13 protein-coding genes and 1 tRNA gene are annotated in these 16,016 nt (G+C 66.1%); 1 reads left to right on the forward strand and 13 read right to left on the reverse strand.

The annotated features are described in order from the left end of the window. Nucleotides 1-56: 56 nt before the first annotated feature. From ACFVVI_RS20745 to ACFVVI_RS20780, 8 genes are all read right to left on the reverse strand, one after another. Nucleotides 57-746, reverse strand: a complete 690-nt coding sequence (locus tag ACFVVI_RS20745) for a TetR/AcrR family transcriptional regulator (protein WP_378990556.1) — start codon at nucleotides 744-746, stop codon at nucleotides 57-59. Between the two features lie 7 nt (nucleotides 747-753). Beyond that, the gene (locus ACFVVI_RS20750) at nucleotides 754-1,740 is read right to left on the reverse strand and encodes an NADPH:quinone oxidoreductase family protein (protein WP_387446353.1); all 987 of its coding nucleotides are present in this window, start codon (nucleotides 1,738-1,740) and stop codon (nucleotides 754-756) included. Nucleotides 1,741-1,810: 70 nt separating this feature from the next. Next, entirely contained in the window at nucleotides 1,811-2,848 is a 1,038-nt protein-coding gene (locus tag ACFVVI_RS20755) for a phosphotransferase family protein (RefSeq protein WP_387446354.1), read from the reverse strand. Beyond that, entirely contained in the window at nucleotides 2,841-3,623 is a 783-nt protein-coding gene (locus ACFVVI_RS20760) for an SDR family oxidoreductase (RefSeq protein WP_387446356.1), read from the reverse strand. Before ACFVVI_RS20760 ends, ACFVVI_RS20755 begins: the two co-directional genes overlap by 8 nt. Before the next feature lies 1 nt (nucleotide 3,624). After that, nucleotides 3,625-4,839 (reverse strand): acyl-CoA dehydrogenase family protein, encoded by a 1,215-nt coding sequence (locus tag ACFVVI_RS20765; protein WP_387446357.1) that lies wholly within the window; start codon nucleotides 4,837-4,839, stop codon nucleotides 3,625-3,627. A gap of 15 nt (nucleotides 4,840-4,854) precedes the next feature. Continuing rightward, a complete protein-coding gene (locus ACFVVI_RS20770) occupies nucleotides 4,855-5,676 on the reverse strand; it encodes an SDR family oxidoreductase (protein WP_378990551.1) in 822 nt (273 codons plus the stop codon). A gap of 194 nt (nucleotides 5,677-5,870) precedes the next feature. After that, complete coding sequence (locus tag ACFVVI_RS20775; RefSeq protein ID WP_387446359.1) at nucleotides 5,871-9,104, reverse strand: carboxyl transferase domain-containing protein; 3,234 nt, start codon at nucleotides 9,102-9,104, stop codon at nucleotides 5,871-5,873. Next, entirely contained in the window at nucleotides 9,101-9,760 is a 660-nt protein-coding gene (locus tag ACFVVI_RS20780; protein WP_387446360.1) for a TetR/AcrR family transcriptional regulator, read from the reverse strand. Before ACFVVI_RS20780 ends, ACFVVI_RS20775 begins: the two co-directional genes overlap by 4 nt. Before the next feature lie 114 nt (nucleotides 9,761-9,874). On the opposite strand from ACFVVI_RS20780, the gene ACFVVI_RS20785 reads away from it, so the two are divergent. Then, nucleotides 9,875-9,948 (forward strand) — tRNA-Asp (locus ACFVVI_RS20785). Nucleotides 9,949-10,906: 958 nt separating this feature from the next. Here ACFVVI_RS20785 and ACFVVI_RS20790 read toward each other — a convergent pair. The 5 genes from ACFVVI_RS20790 to ACFVVI_RS20810 all read right to left on the reverse strand — a co-directional run bounded on the left by ACFVVI_RS20790 (nucleotide 10,907) and on the right by ACFVVI_RS20810 (nucleotide 15,823). Beyond that, nucleotides 10,907-11,806 (reverse strand): hypothetical protein, encoded by a 900-nt coding sequence (locus ACFVVI_RS20790; RefSeq protein WP_387446362.1) that lies wholly within the window; start codon nucleotides 11,804-11,806, stop codon nucleotides 10,907-10,909. 11 nt (nucleotides 11,807-11,817) lie between these two features. Beyond that, nucleotides 11,818-12,120 carry a type VII secretion target gene (locus ACFVVI_RS20795; RefSeq protein WP_387446363.1) on the reverse strand — a complete coding sequence of 101 codons (303 nt, stop codon included), beginning with the start codon at nucleotides 12,118-12,120 and terminating at the stop codon, nucleotides 11,818-11,820. Nucleotides 12,121-13,181: 1,061 nt separating this feature from the next. Further along, nucleotides 13,182-14,210, reverse strand: coding sequence for a hypothetical protein (locus ACFVVI_RS20800; RefSeq protein WP_387446365.1), 1,029 nt, complete (start codon nucleotides 14,208-14,210; stop codon nucleotides 13,182-13,184). A gap of 9 nt (nucleotides 14,211-14,219) precedes the next feature. Continuing rightward, nucleotides 14,220-15,506 carry a hypothetical protein gene (locus ACFVVI_RS20805; protein WP_387446366.1) on the reverse strand — a complete coding sequence of 429 codons (1,287 nt, stop codon included), beginning with the start codon at nucleotides 15,504-15,506 and terminating at the stop codon, nucleotides 14,220-14,222. Further along, entirely contained in the window at nucleotides 15,506-15,823 is a 318-nt protein-coding gene (locus ACFVVI_RS20810; protein WP_378990544.1) for a hypothetical protein, read from the reverse strand. Before ACFVVI_RS20810 ends, ACFVVI_RS20805 begins: the two co-directional genes overlap by 1 nt. Nucleotides 15,824-16,016: the final 193 nt, after the last annotated feature.

Raw genomic sequence — 16,016 nt, forward strand, 5'->3', positions numbered from 1 at the left:
TTCGATCCCCTCACCAGACAACTCGGTGAGGGGATTTTTTCGTTCGACCGCGGCGGTCAGTTCTTCAGCGGCATCCGCAGCGCGTTCGCCCAGAGCCGGGTCACCGTGTAGACGAGCTCCTCGATCGGGAGCGGCTTGCCGTCGAGGAGACCGTCGCCGGTGACGAAATAGTTGAAGGCCAGCCTGCTGACCATCCCCGACAGCGCCCGTGAAGACAGCATCGGATCCAGCTCGGGATCGGCGAGACCGCGCCGCTGGAGATCGGCGATGCTGCGGGCGTTGCGGCGGATGAACGCGTCGGCCCGTTCCTGGCGGAGCTTGCTGAACTCGGGATCGATGTTGGCGACCTGTTCGAGCAGCCCCATCAACTTCGCGTTGCGCTTGTAGGCCTCGAAGTACGCCAGATTGCTGGCCTCGATGATCGACACGGGATCGTCGTCACCCGTCACGTGCTCCATCCCGGGATGCATCATGTCTTCCTGGGCGTGCTCCAGGATCGCCGCGAAGATCTCCTCTTTGCCGGCGAAATAGGTGTAGAAGGTGCCCGAGGAGCATTTGGCCTCCTGGGTGATGTCCACGAGCCGGGTATCGAGATACCCCGTGCGCTCGAACACCTTCCGTCCCGCGTCGATCAGCGCTGTCCTGGTGCGCAGCCCGCGCGGCGTGGCGGGCAGCTCGCGCAGCAGCGAGGTGCGCGCCATCGAGGGTGGCGCGCTGTCGCCTGCGGTCTCCGCACGTCGTTCCATGCCCTATTTATAGCCGGGGGTGGAACACGAGCCTGCCGACGGTGTCGCCGTCGCCGAGGCGGCCGAGGCCATCGGGGACGTCGCCGAGCGAAAGGCGTTCGCTGATCAGTGGTCTCACCTTGCCCGCCGCGGCCAGCCGCGACAGCTCGGCGTGGCAGTCGGCGATCGCCTGCTGGTTGTACTGCTTGTAGAGCCCCCAGTGCAGGCCGATGATCGAATAGTTCTTGATCAGCGCGTGATTGAGCGCGGGCTGGGGGATCGTGCCGCCCGCGAAGCCGATCACCAGGATGCGACCTTCGAAGGCGATGCATTTGGTGGACTTGGCGTAGGCGTCGCCGCCGACCGGGTCGTAGATCACGTCGGCGCCACGGCCGCCGGTGAACTCTTTGACGATCGGCACGAAATCCTCTGTGCGCCGGTCGATCACGAGGTCGGCGCCGAGGCGGCGGCAGTAGTCGGCCTTCTCCGGGCCGCCGACGACACCGATCACCCGCGCGCCCGCCGCCTTGCCCAGCTGCACGGCGGAACTGCCCACGCCACCGGCGGCGGCGTGCACCAACAGCGTCTCGCCGGGTTGCACCCGAGTGCGCCGGTGCAGGGCGAACCAACTCGTCTGATAGCCGATGACCAGTGCGGCGGCCTCGGCGTCGTCGAGGGAGTCCGGTGCGGGAAACGCGCTGTCGGCATCGAGCACGGCCAGCTCGGCGAACGCGCCACCGGGCAGGTTCGTGGTGCCGACGATCCGGTCACCGACCGCGAAATCGGCGCCGTCGCCGACCGCCACCACCTCACCGCACAGTTCGACGCCGGGCGTGAACGGCAGCGGCGGCTTGACCTGGTACTGCCCACGACACAGCAGCACGTCGGGGAAGTTGGCCGGCGCCGCGAGGACACGCACCAGCACCTGCCCCGGTCCGGCCACCGGATCGTCGATGTCGTTGAACTGCAGTACTTCCCGCGGTTCGCCGAGTTCGGTTACCTGCCATGCTTTCATCGTCGATCAGTCCTTCGGTCCGCCGGCGAGGTAGTGACCTGGCCGGCGGCGGTCTCGGTTGCGGTGCGAGTCATGTCTGGATGTGTTCGGTGAGATCGAGTGCCTTGTGCACGATCGCGTCGATGCGTTCGACGGTCGGGGTGCCCGCGGCGGCCCTGTTCTGCGGCGTGTCCCGCGCTCGGCGCAGCACGCCCTCGGCGATGACGGCGAGCTTCCACAGCCCGAAGGCGTGCCAGTAGCGCAGGGCGGCCGGGTCGCGGCCGGTCAGCGCGAGGTAGGCCGCCGACATCTGCGCGCGGTCCGGGAAACCGGGCAGTGCCGACGCGGGAAAGTCGCCGCCGGTGTTCTCGCCCGGTTCCGTCCAGTAGGCGAGCAGGCTGCCCATGTCGGCCAGCGGGTCGCCGAGGGTGGACAGTTCCCAGTCCAGCGCGGCCACGACTTCGCCGGTGTCGTGCGCGGTGATCACGTTGCGCAGGTGGAAGTCGCCGTGCACGAGGGTCACCTCCCGCTGCTCCGGGATGTCGGCGGTGAGCCTGCGGGTGAGCTCGTCGAGCTCCGGCAACTCCCGGGTCTTGGATTGCTCCCATTGCCCGCCCCACCGTTTGAGCTGGCGGACGGCGTAGGGCCGGTGACTCGCCAGATCGGCGAGGCCGACGGCGGCCAGGTCGACGGCGTGGATCTTCGCCAGCGTGCGCGGAAGCGATTCGGCGATGGCCCGACGACGCTGTGGGGTCAGCGATTCCACGATCTCCATGGTGTCGACCACCTGCCCGTCGACGAATTCCATCAGCACCATCGGTACCTCCGACACCGCCGGATCGTCGACGACACCGAGAATCCGTGGCGCCGGGACATCGGTGGATTCGAGCGCCGCCATGATCCTGGCCTCGCGCACCACATCGTGCGCGGAGGCGAGCAGGTGCCCCAGCGGCGGCCTGCGCAGCACCCACCGGCGGTCCGCGTCGTCGCGCACCAGATAGGTCAGGTTCGATTGGCCGAGGCCGATCCGGTCGAAACGCAGTGGCGCGGTGTGCTCGACGCCGACCGCGGCGAACCATCTTCCGATGGCGACCGGGTCGACGCCGACCACCTCGTGCGCGTCAGGCACCGACCGAGGCTCCGCTCCGGAACGGGGCGACGTCGCCGAGCCGCTGGCCGCCGTCGATCACCATGGTTTCGCCGGTGATCCAGCTCGCCGCGTCGGAGACCAGGAAGGCCACCGCGGCGGCGACGTCGTCGGGCTCGCCGATCCGGTCCAGTGCGGTCGAGGCCGAGAGCTCGCGCTCCTGCTCCTGCCACAGCGCTTCGGCCAGCTTGGTCCGCACCACGCCCGGCGCGACCGCGTTGACGCGCACCTTCGGCGACAGTTCCATCGCCAACTGCTTGGTCAGGTGGATCAGCGCCGCCTTGGACGCGTTGTACAGCCCGATGTTGGGCTCGAGACTCAGGCCGCCGATCGAGGTGGTGTTGACCACGGCGCCGCCGTGCTCGCCCATCCACGCGCGGGTGACCAGCTGCGTCCACAGCACGGGAGCCCACAGATTCACGTCGAAGATCTTCGCGAAGCGGGCGTGATCCTGGTCGATCGTCGGGCCGAACGCCGGGTTGGTGCCCGCGTTGTTGACCAGGATGTCGACGCTGCCGAACCGCTCCACGGTCAGCTCGACGCAGCGCCGTGCGGCGTCTTCGTCGACGACGTGCGCGCCGACCCCGATCGCGGTGCCGACGATCTGGGCCGCGGCCGCGTCCGCGGATTCCTGTGTGCGCGCGGTCAGCACGACGTTCGCGCCCGCGGTGGCCAGCGACTGGGCGATCGCCAGTCCGATGCCGCGTGAGGCGCCGGTGACGATGGCGGTGCGGCCGGTGAGATCCAGTCCGGTCATATCAGTTGCTCTCCTTGTACTTGCGCAGTTCCTGCCGTGCGATGGCACGCTTGTGCACTTCGTCGGGGCCGTCGGCGAGCCGCAGTGTGCGCAGGTGCGCCCAGGCGGCCGCGAGCGGGAAGTCGTCGGTGACACCGCCGGCGCCGTGTACCTGAATGGCCCGGTCGACGACCTTCAGCGCGATGTTCGGCGCGGCCACCTTGATGGCGGCGATCTCGGTGCGCGCGGCCTTGTTGCCGACGGTGTCCATCAGATGCGCGGCCTTGAGCGTGAGCAGCCGGATCATCTCGATCTCGATGCGCGACTCGGCGATCCAGTCCCCGATGTTGGCGTTGTCGGCGATGGGCGCGCCGAAGGTGACCCGCGTCTGCGCGCGCTTGCACATCATCTCCAGCGCGCGTTCGGCCATCCCGATGCTGCGCATGCAGTGGTGGATGCGGCCGGGTCCGAGCCGGGCCTGGCTGATCGCGAAACCCTCGCCCTCGCCTTTGAGCACGTCGGTGGCGGGCACGCGCACGTCGGCGAAGTCGATCTCGGCGTGGCCTTCGCGTTCCTGGTAGCCGAAGACCGGCAGCCCGCGCAGGATCGTGACGCCCGGTGCGTCGATCGGGACCACCATCATGGTCTGCTGACGGTGCGGCGCCGCGGTGGGATCGGTCTTGCCCATCACGATCATCACACGACAGTTCTTGTGCAAGGCGTTGGTGGCGAACCACTTTCGGCCGTTGAGCAGGTAGTCGTCGCCGTCGCGCACCATCGACAGTTCGATATTGGTGGCGTCGGAGCTGGCCACCCGCGGTTCGGTCATCGCGAACGCCGACGCCATGGTGCCGTCGAGCAGTGGCTTCAGGTACTTCTCTTTGTGCTCCTCGGTGCCGAACAGCTCGAGCACTTCCATGTTGCCGGTGTCGGGGGCGTTGCAGTTGCAGGCCTCGGCGGCGAGGTGGCTGCGGCCCATGATCTCGGCCAGCGGCGCGTACTCGAGGTTGGTGAGGCCGGGTCCGCGCCCGGGGTGCGGGTGGAAGAGGTTCCACAGGCCGCGCCGTTTGGCCTCGGCTTTGAGCTCTTCGAGGACGGGCGGCTGGAAATGGGGGTCGCCGGATTCGCGCATCTGCGCCTCGTAGACGGCCTCAGCCGGGTAGACGTGCGCGTCCATGAAGTCGAGCAGGTCTTCGGAATACTTCTTCGCGCGATCGCTCAGATCGAACAGTGACATGGCTTTGTCTCTCGCTCAGTGGGTTTCGGCCAGCAGCGACGACTGGTAGCGGCGCATGCCGCGCAGCCAGCGGTCGTAGTCGGCGCCTTTGTGGCGGTACATGTCCAGCACCTGTGGATGCGGCAGGATCAGGAAGTCCTCGGCGTCGACGGCCGTGAGCACGATGTCGGCCACGTCGGCGGGTTCGAGGACCTCGCCCGCCGCGACGACGGCGCGGGTCGCTGTGGCGCCGAGCTCCTCGCCCGAATTCTGGCCCTCGTACAGCAGTTTCGTGTTGACGCCCATCGGGCACAGGCAACTGACGCGCACGCCCTGGTCGCCGTAGGTGACACTGAGCCACTCGGCGAATCCGACCGCGGCGTGCTTGCTCACCGAGTAGGTGGCCGAACCGATCTGGGTGAGTAGTCCCGCGGCCGATGCGGTGCTGACGAAGTAGCCCGCACCGCGTTCGACCCACTCGGGCACCAGTAGCCGAGCGGCACGGATGTGGGCGCGCAGGTTCACGTCCAGCGAGCGGTCCCACTCGTCGTCGGTGACGTCGAGTCCGGCGGCGCCGACGATGCCCGCATTGGCGAAGTACAGATCGACGGGCCCGAAGTGCTGCTGCGCCACCGCGATCAGACCGCGGATCTCCTCGGTGACGGCGGCGTCGGCGCCGACTCCGACGGTAGTGCCGGGGTGATCGGCGTTGATCTGCTCCGACACCGCCAGCGCGGCGGGCTCGTCGAGGTCGGCCACCACCACCTTCGCGCCCGCCGCGGCGAGTGCGGCGGCCAGCGCGGCGCCGATGCCCGCGCCGCCACCGGTCACGATGGCCACTTTGTCGGCAACTCTCACGAGAATTCCTTCCGTTCGTTCCGTACCGGCTGGGTTCGCAGACCTGCTCGCCGGCCGGGTTCGATCAGCGATGGCTGCTCGGTGATCCGCAGGTCTGAATCTATTGAAAGTTGACGTCAACTTCAAGTCTGGACGCGTGCGCGGTGCGACCGGCTGGAAATATGCCGTAAATCACACGGGGAGCGAAGGTGGTATCAAGTGGCCGAGCTGCCGCACGACCCTCCGCGCGCCCGGCTGTCGGCGAGGGTGGCGATCCAGGTGCGGGTGTCGGCGGGGTCGATCACATCGTCGAGCTCGAAACCCGTGGCAGCGGTGAGCGCCTTGCCCGCCTGGTAGCCCATGGCGAGCAATTGCTGGAACAGCGTCTCGCGCTCGTCCGGATCCGTCACGGCGGCGAGCTCTTTGCTGAAGCCGAGGCGAACGGCGCCCTCCAGCCCCATGGGCCCGATCTCGCCGGTGGGCCAGGCGACGGTGAACCGCGGCGCGTGGAAGTGGCCCGCCGCCATCGCCATCGCGCCGAGCCCGTACCCCTTGCGCAGGATGATGGTGCCGAACGGCACGCTCAGTTGCGCGCCGAGCACGAACAACTTGCTGAACCGGCGCACCGTCGCGGTCTTCTCCGCCTCCGGTCCGACCATGAAACCCGGTGTGTCACACAGGGAGACGACCGGCAGGCCGAACGATTGGCACAGCGTGAGGAACTCGCCCATCTTGTCGGCGGCCTCGGCATCGATCGCGCCGCCCAGGTGGTGGCTGCTGTTGGCGATCAAGCCGAACGGTTCGCCGTGTACCCGCACCAGCGCGGTGACGACGCCGACCCCGTAGTCCGCCCGCAGCTCGAGGGCCGAGCCCACGTCGACGATCGCGTCGATGGCGCGGTGGATGTCGTAGGCGCGCAACCGGTTCTCCGGCACCACGTGCCGGGCCAGCCGTGGATCCGGTGCCTCGAATTCGTCGACCCGGCCCTGGAAGTAGCCGAGGTACTGCTTGGCCAGTGCCACCGCGTGCGCCTCGTCGCGGGCGACCAGGTCGACGACACCGTTGCGTCGCTGCACCTCGATCGGACCGATGTCCTCGGGGCGGCAGGCGCCGAGCCCGCCGCCCTCGATCATCGCCGGTCCGCCCATGCCGATATTGGCGTCCGGCGTCGCGATGATCACGTCGCAGACACCGGCCAGGGCGGCGTTGCCCGCGAAGCAGCGGCCCGACACGATCGTCACCAGCGGCACCCTGCCGCGGAGCGCGCCGAGCGCGCGGAAGGTCGTCACGTCCAGGCCCATGCCGGTCCCGTCGGTGTCGCCCGGCCTGCCGCCGCCGCCCTCGGCGAACAGCACCACCGGAATCCGCTTGCGTTCGGCGAGTTCGAAGGCGCGGTCGGTCTTGGCGTGGTTGTTCTTGCCCTGGGTGCCGGCGAGCACGGTGTAGTCGTAGGAGACCACCACCGCCTCGGCGTTGTCGAAGCGGTCGGCGCCGATGGTCGCCAAGCCGGTGATCAGGCCGTCGGCGGGGGTGTTGGCGATCAGGTCCGCTTCTGCGCGTCTGCTGCGTTGTGCGGCGAGCGCGAGTGCGCCGTATTCGACGAAGCTGCCCTCGTCGACCAGGTCGGCGATGTTCTCCCTGGCGGTGCGGCGACCGAGCCGGTGCCGTTTGGCCACGGCCGCCGGGCGGGACTCGTCCAGCGTCACGAGGTGCCTGGCGCGGATCTCGTCGACATCGGCGCGAACGCGGTCGGGATCCAGCTCGGTGTGCGCGCCGCCGGATTCGTCCGCGCCGGTGCGGGTGATGATGACCAGCGGATCGCCCGGCGCGACGACCTGGCCGGGGCGGACCAGCACCCGGACGGTCCTGGCGGCATCGGGCGCGCTGGCCACATGCTGCATCTTCATCGCCTCGAGCACGGCGAGCTGACCGCCCGCGCCGACGTCGACACCCTCGTCGGCCACCTCGACCACCGTGCCCGCGAGCTGAGCGCGCACCGCCTCCTGCCCTGGATACAGCTCGACCGCGGTGACCGTGGCCTCGGGCTGACCGGTCTGTGCCGCCGAGACGAGTTCGATCAGCCGCTCGGTGAGAAAGCTGGTGGTGGCGAGCCCCGACTGGAAGGTGCTGTCGGCGAGGATCTCTCGCAGGAACGAGATGTTCGTGCCGATGCCGGTCACGGTGAACTCGGCGAGTGCGGTCGCGGCCTTGCGGGCGGCGGCGGGGAAGGACTGTCCGCGGGTGCGGGTGATCACCTTGGCCAGGAGTGAGTCGTAGCGCGTGCTCGGAGTCAGCCCGGCGCGACCGAAGGTGTCGACCCGCACGCCGGGGCCGGTCGGCGGTGCGAAGGTGATCAGGGTGCCCGCGGCCGGCACCGCCGAACCGTCGGCCGTCATCGTTTCCATGTTGACCCTCGCCTGGATCGCGATGCCGTCGGCGGCGGCCGGTTCGCCGATGGATCCTGTTCCAGTGGAGACGATTCCGCTCGGCAACCCCAGTTCGTCGAAGGGCGTGCCCTGGGCGATCGCCAGCTGCACGGCGACCAGATCCACGCCGGTGACCTCCTCGGTCACGGTGTGCTCCACTTGGATTCGCGGATTCACCTCGAGGAACACGAATTCGGCGTCGGAGACCAGGAATTCGACGGTGGCCAGCCCGCGATAGCCGACGTGGGCACACAGCCGGGCCGCCGCCGCGTGGAGCTCTCTGCGCCGGGTGTCCGAAAGTCCCTGCGCGGGCGCGATTTCGAGCAGTTTCTGGTGCCTGCGCTGCACACTGCAATCGCGATCGCCCAGTGCCAGCGCTGTGCCGCCGGTGGCGACGATCTGCACTTCGATGTGCCGGGCGTTCTCGAACAGCGTCTCGGCGAAGACCGCCGGATCGCCGAAACCGAGCCGCGCTTCCGCGGCGCACTGCCGGTACGCGTCGTCGATCTCCTGCGCGCTCCGCACCACCCGCATGCCACGGCCGCCGCCACCGGCCAGCGCCTTGATCATGATCGCGCCGGGGCGCGTGCCGAAGAACGCGTGAACCTGTTCGACGGTGGTCGGTCCCTCGGTCGCGGGCAAGACGGGGACGCCGGCGGCCACGGCGGTCGCGCGGGCCGAGGACTTGTCGCCGAACAGGTCGAGCGCCGAGGGATCGGGGCCGACGAACGTGACGCCGTCGGCCGCGCACGCGCGGGCGAATTCGGCGTTCTCGCTGAGGAATCCGTAGCCGGGATGCAAGTAGTCGGCGCCGGATTCCTTGGCGGCGGCGAGGATCGCGGCGTGGTCGAGGTAGGCCGTCGCGCCGGTGCCCGCCAACCGGATCGCCTCACCCGCCGCGTGCACATCGGGATTGTCGGCGTCGTCCTCGGCGTACACCGCCACGGTGTCGATGCCGAGCTCGGCGGCGGTGCGCAGGACGCGCAGGGCGATCTCGCCGCGGTTGGCGATGAGCAGCTTCACGGGATGTCCTCGGATTCGGTGGTGGTGCGGGTCGGGCCGGTGAAGCCGATCAGTCGTTCGGCGATGGCGATGTGGTCGGTGATGAACTGTTCGCGCCGGTCGCGGTCGGCTCCGGCGAGCCGGGAGGCGCCGATCAGCAGTGCGTCGGCGAGAGTCTCGACGATCCGCGACGGCGGGGCGCACGGATCGATCCCGCCGCGCACCTCGGTGCGTTCGAGAAACGCGGTGAATCGCTTGCGCAGACGAGTGCGCACCTGCGACCACTGCGCGCCGATCGCGGGATCGATCCCCGCCCGGTGCTCGATCAGCGCCACCAGCGCGCCGTTGGCCAACACGGCTTGCGCGAACGCTCGCGTGGTGGCACCGATGACCTCGGCGGGCGCGGTGACCTCGACGTCCACCACGAGTTGCGCGGCCAGGAACTGCGCGCACACCCGCTCGGTGATCGCCCCGAACACCTCGTCCTTGGACGAGAAATACGCGTAGAACGTCGCCCGGGAGACTCGCGCCCGCGTGGTGATCGTCTCCACCGAGGTCTGGTCGTACCCGCACTCGGCGAAACACCGCGCTGCCGCATCCAGCAACTCGCCCCGGCGCGGACCAGCGCTGTCCTTGCGCGCCGACCTGGCCCGCTCCTGCGCCTCGCTGGTGGTCACCGCCACAAGTGTTGTTGACGTTGACGTCAATGTCAACGCCCGATCCACCGCCTGACCTGTTCGGTTACCGAAACCGATGCCCACCGGGTAATATCCCCCGACGTAACGAAGCAAGGCCCTGTAGCGCAGTTGGTTAGCGCGCCGCCCTGTCACGGCGGAGGTCGCGGGTTCGAGTCCCGTCAGGGTCGCAACACAGCAAAGTCCCCCACACCGATCCCGGTGCGCGGGACTTCGTCGTATCAGCGGACTCAGGTCATTGGCATCATCACGCGGTCACCACAGCGGTGGGCCCGCCCAGGGCCAGGCACGGCGGAGAGTAGACGCGTTTGTCGAGGCGCCGGCAATTGTCGGCGCATCCGCCTACCCGCTGCTCGGGTCGAATAGCCGGGACACTGTCGCGGGCGTTCCACCGCGATGTTGAATACGAGACCATCGAGCCCTCAGCGCATTTCGAGATTCACTCGCGGTCCTGTGTCAAACAATCAGGGATCGAATCGTGACCGCCGAGTCCGGAGAGTCGGTGTCGCCAGGCTGCCGGAGTTGAGTGAGCCTGTGCCAGGTGCCGTGGACGGGTTCTGGCTGCCCTGTGTTGCGAGAGAGACCGGGGCTACGGCTGTAGGTAGCGAGTCAATCTGATAGAAAGCTCGGCAACCGCCCGCAATTGTTCATCGGTAAGCGAAAGGAGTCCTTTAGGAGTTCGTGCGTGATCCTCATGGATCTGGATTGTGCCTTCCCGCTCGTTCGTTCGGGTCGTGACTGTGACCAGCCCCCAGGGCCGGTTATCGGACAACCAAGCCGGCGCTGACGTCCCGCTCATCGGTTGCATAATTGAACCGGGTGGTGGAACCGCATTTGAATCTCGCCTGATCGACGCAGATGCGACCAATTCTGAATTCGAGTCGACAAAACAGATTCCTGTCCCGTGGATCGAGGATCCGAGATCATCGACCGCCCTTATTTGTGTGTTTTGCACGCTGAGGTCGTTGACGACGAAGTTCGACAGTGTCTCACACAGATCTCGCACTGTCGATACGGTTTCGGTCGGAGGAATCAGTGTAGGACTTTCAGGTCCTGCCGTCGGGTCCGTGCACGCCGTCGAGAGTGCGATGAGTAACATGCCGATAGTCGGCCACGCAAATTTATTCATTATGTGCTCGGCTTATGCTTCCAGTCCGAGCCGTCACCATCAAGCACACTGGCGTCGGCGTAGTCGAGATCGTATGGACGGGGCTTACCTTCGCTGTCGACTCCTACGGCTGGGACACGAATAGATGGCCAGCTATTAAATGGCAATCCCGTCTGGGTTGCTACTTCTGATGCTATCGTGTTGCCTGCAATCATGTTGGCTTGGGCCATGGTAGCGCACTCGCTGAAAATGTTGAAGATCTTAGTCTGCATCGTGCCAACGGTCTTCACTAAATCGTCGAGCACGAAAACGGCAGCCGGGCCCTTCAGGTAAATGCTCGACATCTTATTGGCGATTTCGTTCTTAAGCTCCAACAAGGCAGAGATGAGTTTCTTGTATAGGTCGAGAATGGCTTTGGCTAGTGTTTCCAGCTGGCTGGCAACCTTTTCGCACAGGCCTGCCATCGAGGCAAAGGCCTCATTTTGCAAACCATAAACGACAAAGTACCTACTTGCCGCAACTCCCTCCCAGTCGGTGTTGAGGTTTGCGGTCTTCGCTGAATTTCCTCCTTCGAGTATGAGATTCTTGATATCACGCCAATCATCGGCAATATCTATGAAGGTGACTGGCGTCTTTTCCTCGGACTGAAAAGCCGTCAGCTTGTTTAGAACGGAGGTGATGGTCTGTTCGATAGACTCTCTGTTATCTTCGATTTTGTCGATGACATACTCGCTTGCAAGCATCCCCAAGCCGAGGGTTGTCACGGTCAGCCCTATTTCGCCGGCGCGCAAGATTTCAATCAGTTTGTTTACGTCATCGTTATAGCCCGAGGGGAGTAATTCAAGGTCTTTAGCGGCGAGGCGCATCCCATCGATCTGGTTGACTAAGTCTGTGCGTGAGTCGAGTGTAGGCGTAGTCATCTATTGTCTACCTAGTCGATCGCATTTATCTGTTGCGCACGGGCGGCATCTTCTTGATCATATGTTGTCGCAGCTTGTTTGAGGATATCGGCTATATTCTGACACGCCTTGGCGCCTTCCGTCAGTCGGGCGTTTACATACCCGGGAGCTGGCTGGTACTTGGACAACGATGGTGCGAATACGCCAGCCTCAGTAGCAGTCATGGTGAGGTTCGGAGTTCTACTTAGAGCATCGGAAAGCCGCCAAGATGCTTGTTCCCATGCCGCTGCGGCGCCGCGCATGCGATCTGTCGCAGCCTTGAAGTTTTCTGTCATCGATTGTATGCCTGTTCAATAAGTGTTCGAACATGATTCTCGTGTTGGTACTCAAGATCGGATGTCGAGTACTGTGAATAGTCGCCCCATACGTTGAACTTTGGTCGCTTACTACGGATTTGTTCAGCACACGACAATAGATCATCAACCAATGCTGGGGGGTCTACTGTTTCTCCCCATTTCGTCCGTACCGTTATGGAATCTATTCGTATCCGATCAGCGGTTACTATCATAATCGGCTCGCCTGAATGGAGAACATGACCACTTGCCCGGTACTTGGATCGCATAATCAGGGCATCAAGCTTCTCTTGGTAGTCTGACCACCGTGGCGTCTCTAGTAGAACTAACAGTTGTGCTCGACGGCCGGGGGTTCCGCAATCCAAGTCGAGGCCCCCGTCTGGTAGTAATTTGCCGGACGACAAGATTCGTGACAGTTCCTGGAAGACGGCAAATTCGTATGCTTTGAGTAACTCCGTCCCGTATTCATTGGGTTGAACGCGCTGCTGCCATTTATCATCCAAATTAATTGCAACCGGTAAAAGGCTGCGGTCAACCTGCATGGATGCATAGGGCGATCCTGAAAGCCTCCACGTATCGACGATGGAGCTGTGAGGGCCGTTGTTTGGTTTGATATTGCTGTGGTGGGCAGCGTGAAAGTTCTGATCGTTGCCGGAGGGTGAGTTGAAAGTCGCAGTTGACGTTGAGACGGACCGCGCTTCGGGCGCTGCAGGTCTGACGAGTGGCTCGTCATCCCAAAACTCGTCTGGGTCGTCGTAGTGGTTATAATGCGGTTGCGCTGGCATTATGCACATCCAATTCGCGGAGCGAAAGCCATCCCGGCCGTATGCTTCTTCATCGAACCCCCGTTCTGAAGTACTGATCCATTCCCCGTGGACGACCACACCTTAGCTCGAAGTGATCGCTCGTGCACCCTCAGCTAGCCTACGGACAGTGTTCAGGGTCGGTGCTACCCCAAGTAGTGCCCAAGAGCGTCAGTGTCGAACCATTTCACTTTGCTGCAGGCATTGGTCGACACGAGCTCAATCTACGCAGGCAGGTGTTCAGATGCGGTGGTCGATGCTGGTGATGCGGTGGCGGCCGGGGGCCACCTCGGTGGTGCGCATGACCTGGTTGATTTTCTCGGTGGTGGCGTCGCCCGGCCATTTCTGGTGGATGGTGACATTCCAGAGGGTGGCGTCGGCGGCGTCGGCTTTGGTGATGTGGACGCAGTATTTGACGTCGAGGGGCAGCGAGCCGATGCCTTCGGCCAGGGCGGAGGCATTGCCCACATGCGCGTTGTCGGTGACGAAGGAGCGGGCCTTGGCGGCGTCGCGGTCGACGTAGTAGCTGTATTCGAAGCCGAGGATGGCGCCCTCGGGGCTGGCGGTGTCGCCGCGCTCGGCGCTGATGGTGATCGAGGGAGTGCGGAAGGACTCGCAGCCGGACAGGGCGTGGGCGGGCAGTGGGGGAACCGCGGTGGAGGTGGTCGCCCGCGAGCCGGGGACGGCGGCCTGGGTGGTGGTGCTCGTCTTGTCGGCGGGGCCGAGAAAGATGGTGGCGGCCACGCCGAGCACGACGACGAAGGCGAGCGCACCGACCACGCCCTTGATCGCGGCGGCGGCTTTCGCCCGGCCGCCGCTGTCGTCGTAGCGTTCGTCGTCGAAGTTCTTGCGGGGGCGCCGCGCGATCTGGCCGCCGCCGCCGAAGTCCTTGAGGCGCGGCAACACCGGCATCTCCACGTGGTCGCCGCTCTGTTCGGTGGCGGTGGCGGTGGCCCAGTCGTTCCAGTCGACATCGTCGCCGCGCTGCGTCTCGACCGGCGCGTCGCCGTCGTTCCAGTCGTTCCAGTCGCCGGTGAACCCGTCGTCGTCGGCGGGGTTTCGATATACCGGCTGGACGGGTGCGGGCTCGAACGGGTCGTTGTTGTCGAACGGTTCCGGGTCGGGCGGCGGCCAGGTCTCGGGGTTCGTGCCGATCGTCTGCGGCTCGGCCTCGCGTCGCCGCCTGCGTCGCCGTTTGCCCTGCGGGCGACGGCGACCGGGCGTCGTGGCATCCGGCGACGTGAAGTAGGCACCGAACGGATTCTCCATCCGGGGGGCCTACGCCGGCGCCGGGACGACTCCCGGTTGACCGTGTTTAGGTGCGGCGGAGGGTTTTTCGGTCTCCTGATCCTGTTGCGGACGACTCCCGGGCGGAACCACCCCGCCTTGCATCGGCTGCTGGGCAGGCGCCGGTGTGCTCGGAGCCTGTTGGGGCTGTTCGGTTTTCGGCGCCTGGTTGGACTGGAACGGCGCGGACGGCGCGGGGGTATCCGGCTTCGCCGACGCGCCACTGTCGCTGTTCGCCCCGGTGCCGGTGCCCCCGCCGGTGCTGGTGCCGCCACCCAATCCGCCGAACAGGGTGTTCGTGCCGGTGCCACCACCATTGGTCGACGGCGAGGTGGGTGCGGTGCCCGCGGGGGTGGTGGAGGTGGCGCCCTCGGTGCCGGTGGCATTCGCGGCGAGAGTGTCGATTCCGGTCGTCGCCAGCTCGGAGCCCGCGTCGATCCCGTGCATCGCGACTTCGGCGATCTTGTCGATCAGATGCGTGCCGAAGGTGACGCCGGCGTCGATCGCCGCGGTTCCCAAGGACACCCCACCGTCGATCAAGGCCTCCTGCAACGCGATCTGCGCCGCTGTCGCCGGATCGATGTTGTCGTCCTCGTCATCCCACGAGGAGTCGTCCCACGACGACGTATCGGACCCGCCGGTGCCGAGCACATAGACCCCGGGCGCCACCTCCGTCGCGCCGGTGGGCACGGTGACCCCGTTGGTCCCGCCGAGATCGCTGGTGAGCCCCTTGGTGTCGCGGGTGTACTGATCCATCTCGGTGCTGGCGTTGCCCACCACCCCGACCGCTTCCGAAATGGCCTCTTCGGCCAGCTCGACGATGGCGTCGAGGTTGTTCTCGTTCACCGCGGGCGCGGCCTTCTTCGCCTTGGCCCGGAAGTCGGCGATGATCGCGTCGACCTTGGCGGCCGCGGTCGACTGTGTCGAATACGCCTGCCCGAGCAGCGAGCTCAAACTGGTCCCGCGATCGGCCGCGGCCGAGACCTCGGTGGCGGTCTGCCGCAGCGCGGGGGTGGCCGGTGCCGCGGTCTCGGTCGACTCGAGCGCGTACAGCCCGAGCCGATGCGGGTCTTCGGTAGCCGTGGTCGCGGCGGATGCCGACGTGAGCGCGGCGACCACGGACGCGTCGGGATCGGCGGAAGTGTTGCTGCCCAGCGATCTCCGCAACTCGAGCAACGGAACTTCGAGCAGCGCGATCACCGGCTCGATCTTCGCCTCGGCCTCGGCGGGGGTGATCGTGCTGACCGTGGTCTCGGTGACCAGCGACTTGGAACGCATCACGCCACCTCTCCCTCGGCTGCTCGCAGATCGCCCGCCAGCCCGGAATCGATCCCGGTCACGCTGGCGCCGAAGCGATTCAAGATGTCCTGATAGGCGGTGACCAGGTTGCCCGCCGTGCTCAGCGTCGACGCGTGGTCGCCCGCGGCCTGTGTCCAGGCGGCGGCGAATTCACGCCCGAGCACGCCGAGCCCGGACAGGTCGACCCCGGCCGCGGTCGTCGTCTCTGTGGCCGCTGTGCCAAGAAGTTCGGAAACCCGAGCTGCCGCACGCTGATAAGCGTCGAGCGCTGACGGGTCGAAAGACATTTCTGCCACGATGTCTGCCCCTTCACGATCGCGGATCCCGGCACGGCCGGTGCTCAAAAGCGTAACCACCGAGCGCCGTTTGCGGGGGAGTCCAGTCCAGATGGCAGGATCGATTTCGAGACCGCGCAGGTCAAGGACTTTCGCCGCGGGATTCGGGTGGTGCTGGTGTGACGAACGGGTCGGCGATCGAAATATGACCGGC

Source organism: Nocardia sp. NPDC058114 (genome assembly GCF_042884695.1).
GTDB lineage: Bacteria > Actinomycetota > Actinomycetes > Mycobacteriales > Mycobacteriaceae > Nocardia.

Coding starts and splice junctions, on each gene's coding strand:
- ACFVVI_RS20745 (WP_378990556.1), bottom strand. CDS start 746: ATGGAACGACGTGCGGAGACCGCAGGCGACAGCGCGCCACCCTCGATG.
- ACFVVI_RS20750 (WP_387446353.1), bottom strand. CDS start 1,740: ATGAAAGCATGGCAGGTAACCGAACTCGGCGAACCGCGGGAAGTACTG.
- ACFVVI_RS20760 (WP_387446356.1), bottom strand. CDS start 3,623: ATGACCGGACTGGATCTCACCGGCCGCACCGCCATCGTCACCGGCGCC.
- ACFVVI_RS20765 (WP_387446357.1), bottom strand. CDS start 4,839: ATGTCACTGTTCGATCTGAGCGATCGCGCGAAGAAGTATTCCGAAGAC.
- ACFVVI_RS20790 (WP_387446362.1), bottom strand. CDS start 11,806: ATGACTACGCCTACACTCGACTCACGCACAGACTTAGTCAACCAGATC.
- ACFVVI_RS20795 (WP_387446363.1), bottom strand. CDS start 12,120: ATGACAGAAAACTTCAAGGCTGCGACAGATCGCATGCGCGGCGCCGCA.
- ACFVVI_RS20800 (WP_387446365.1), bottom strand. CDS start 14,210: ATGGAGAATCCGTTCGGTGCCTACTTCACGTCGCCGGATGCCACGACG.
- ACFVVI_RS20805 (WP_387446366.1), bottom strand. CDS start 15,506: ATGCGTTCCAAGTCGCTGGTCACCGAGACCACGGTCAGCACGATCACC.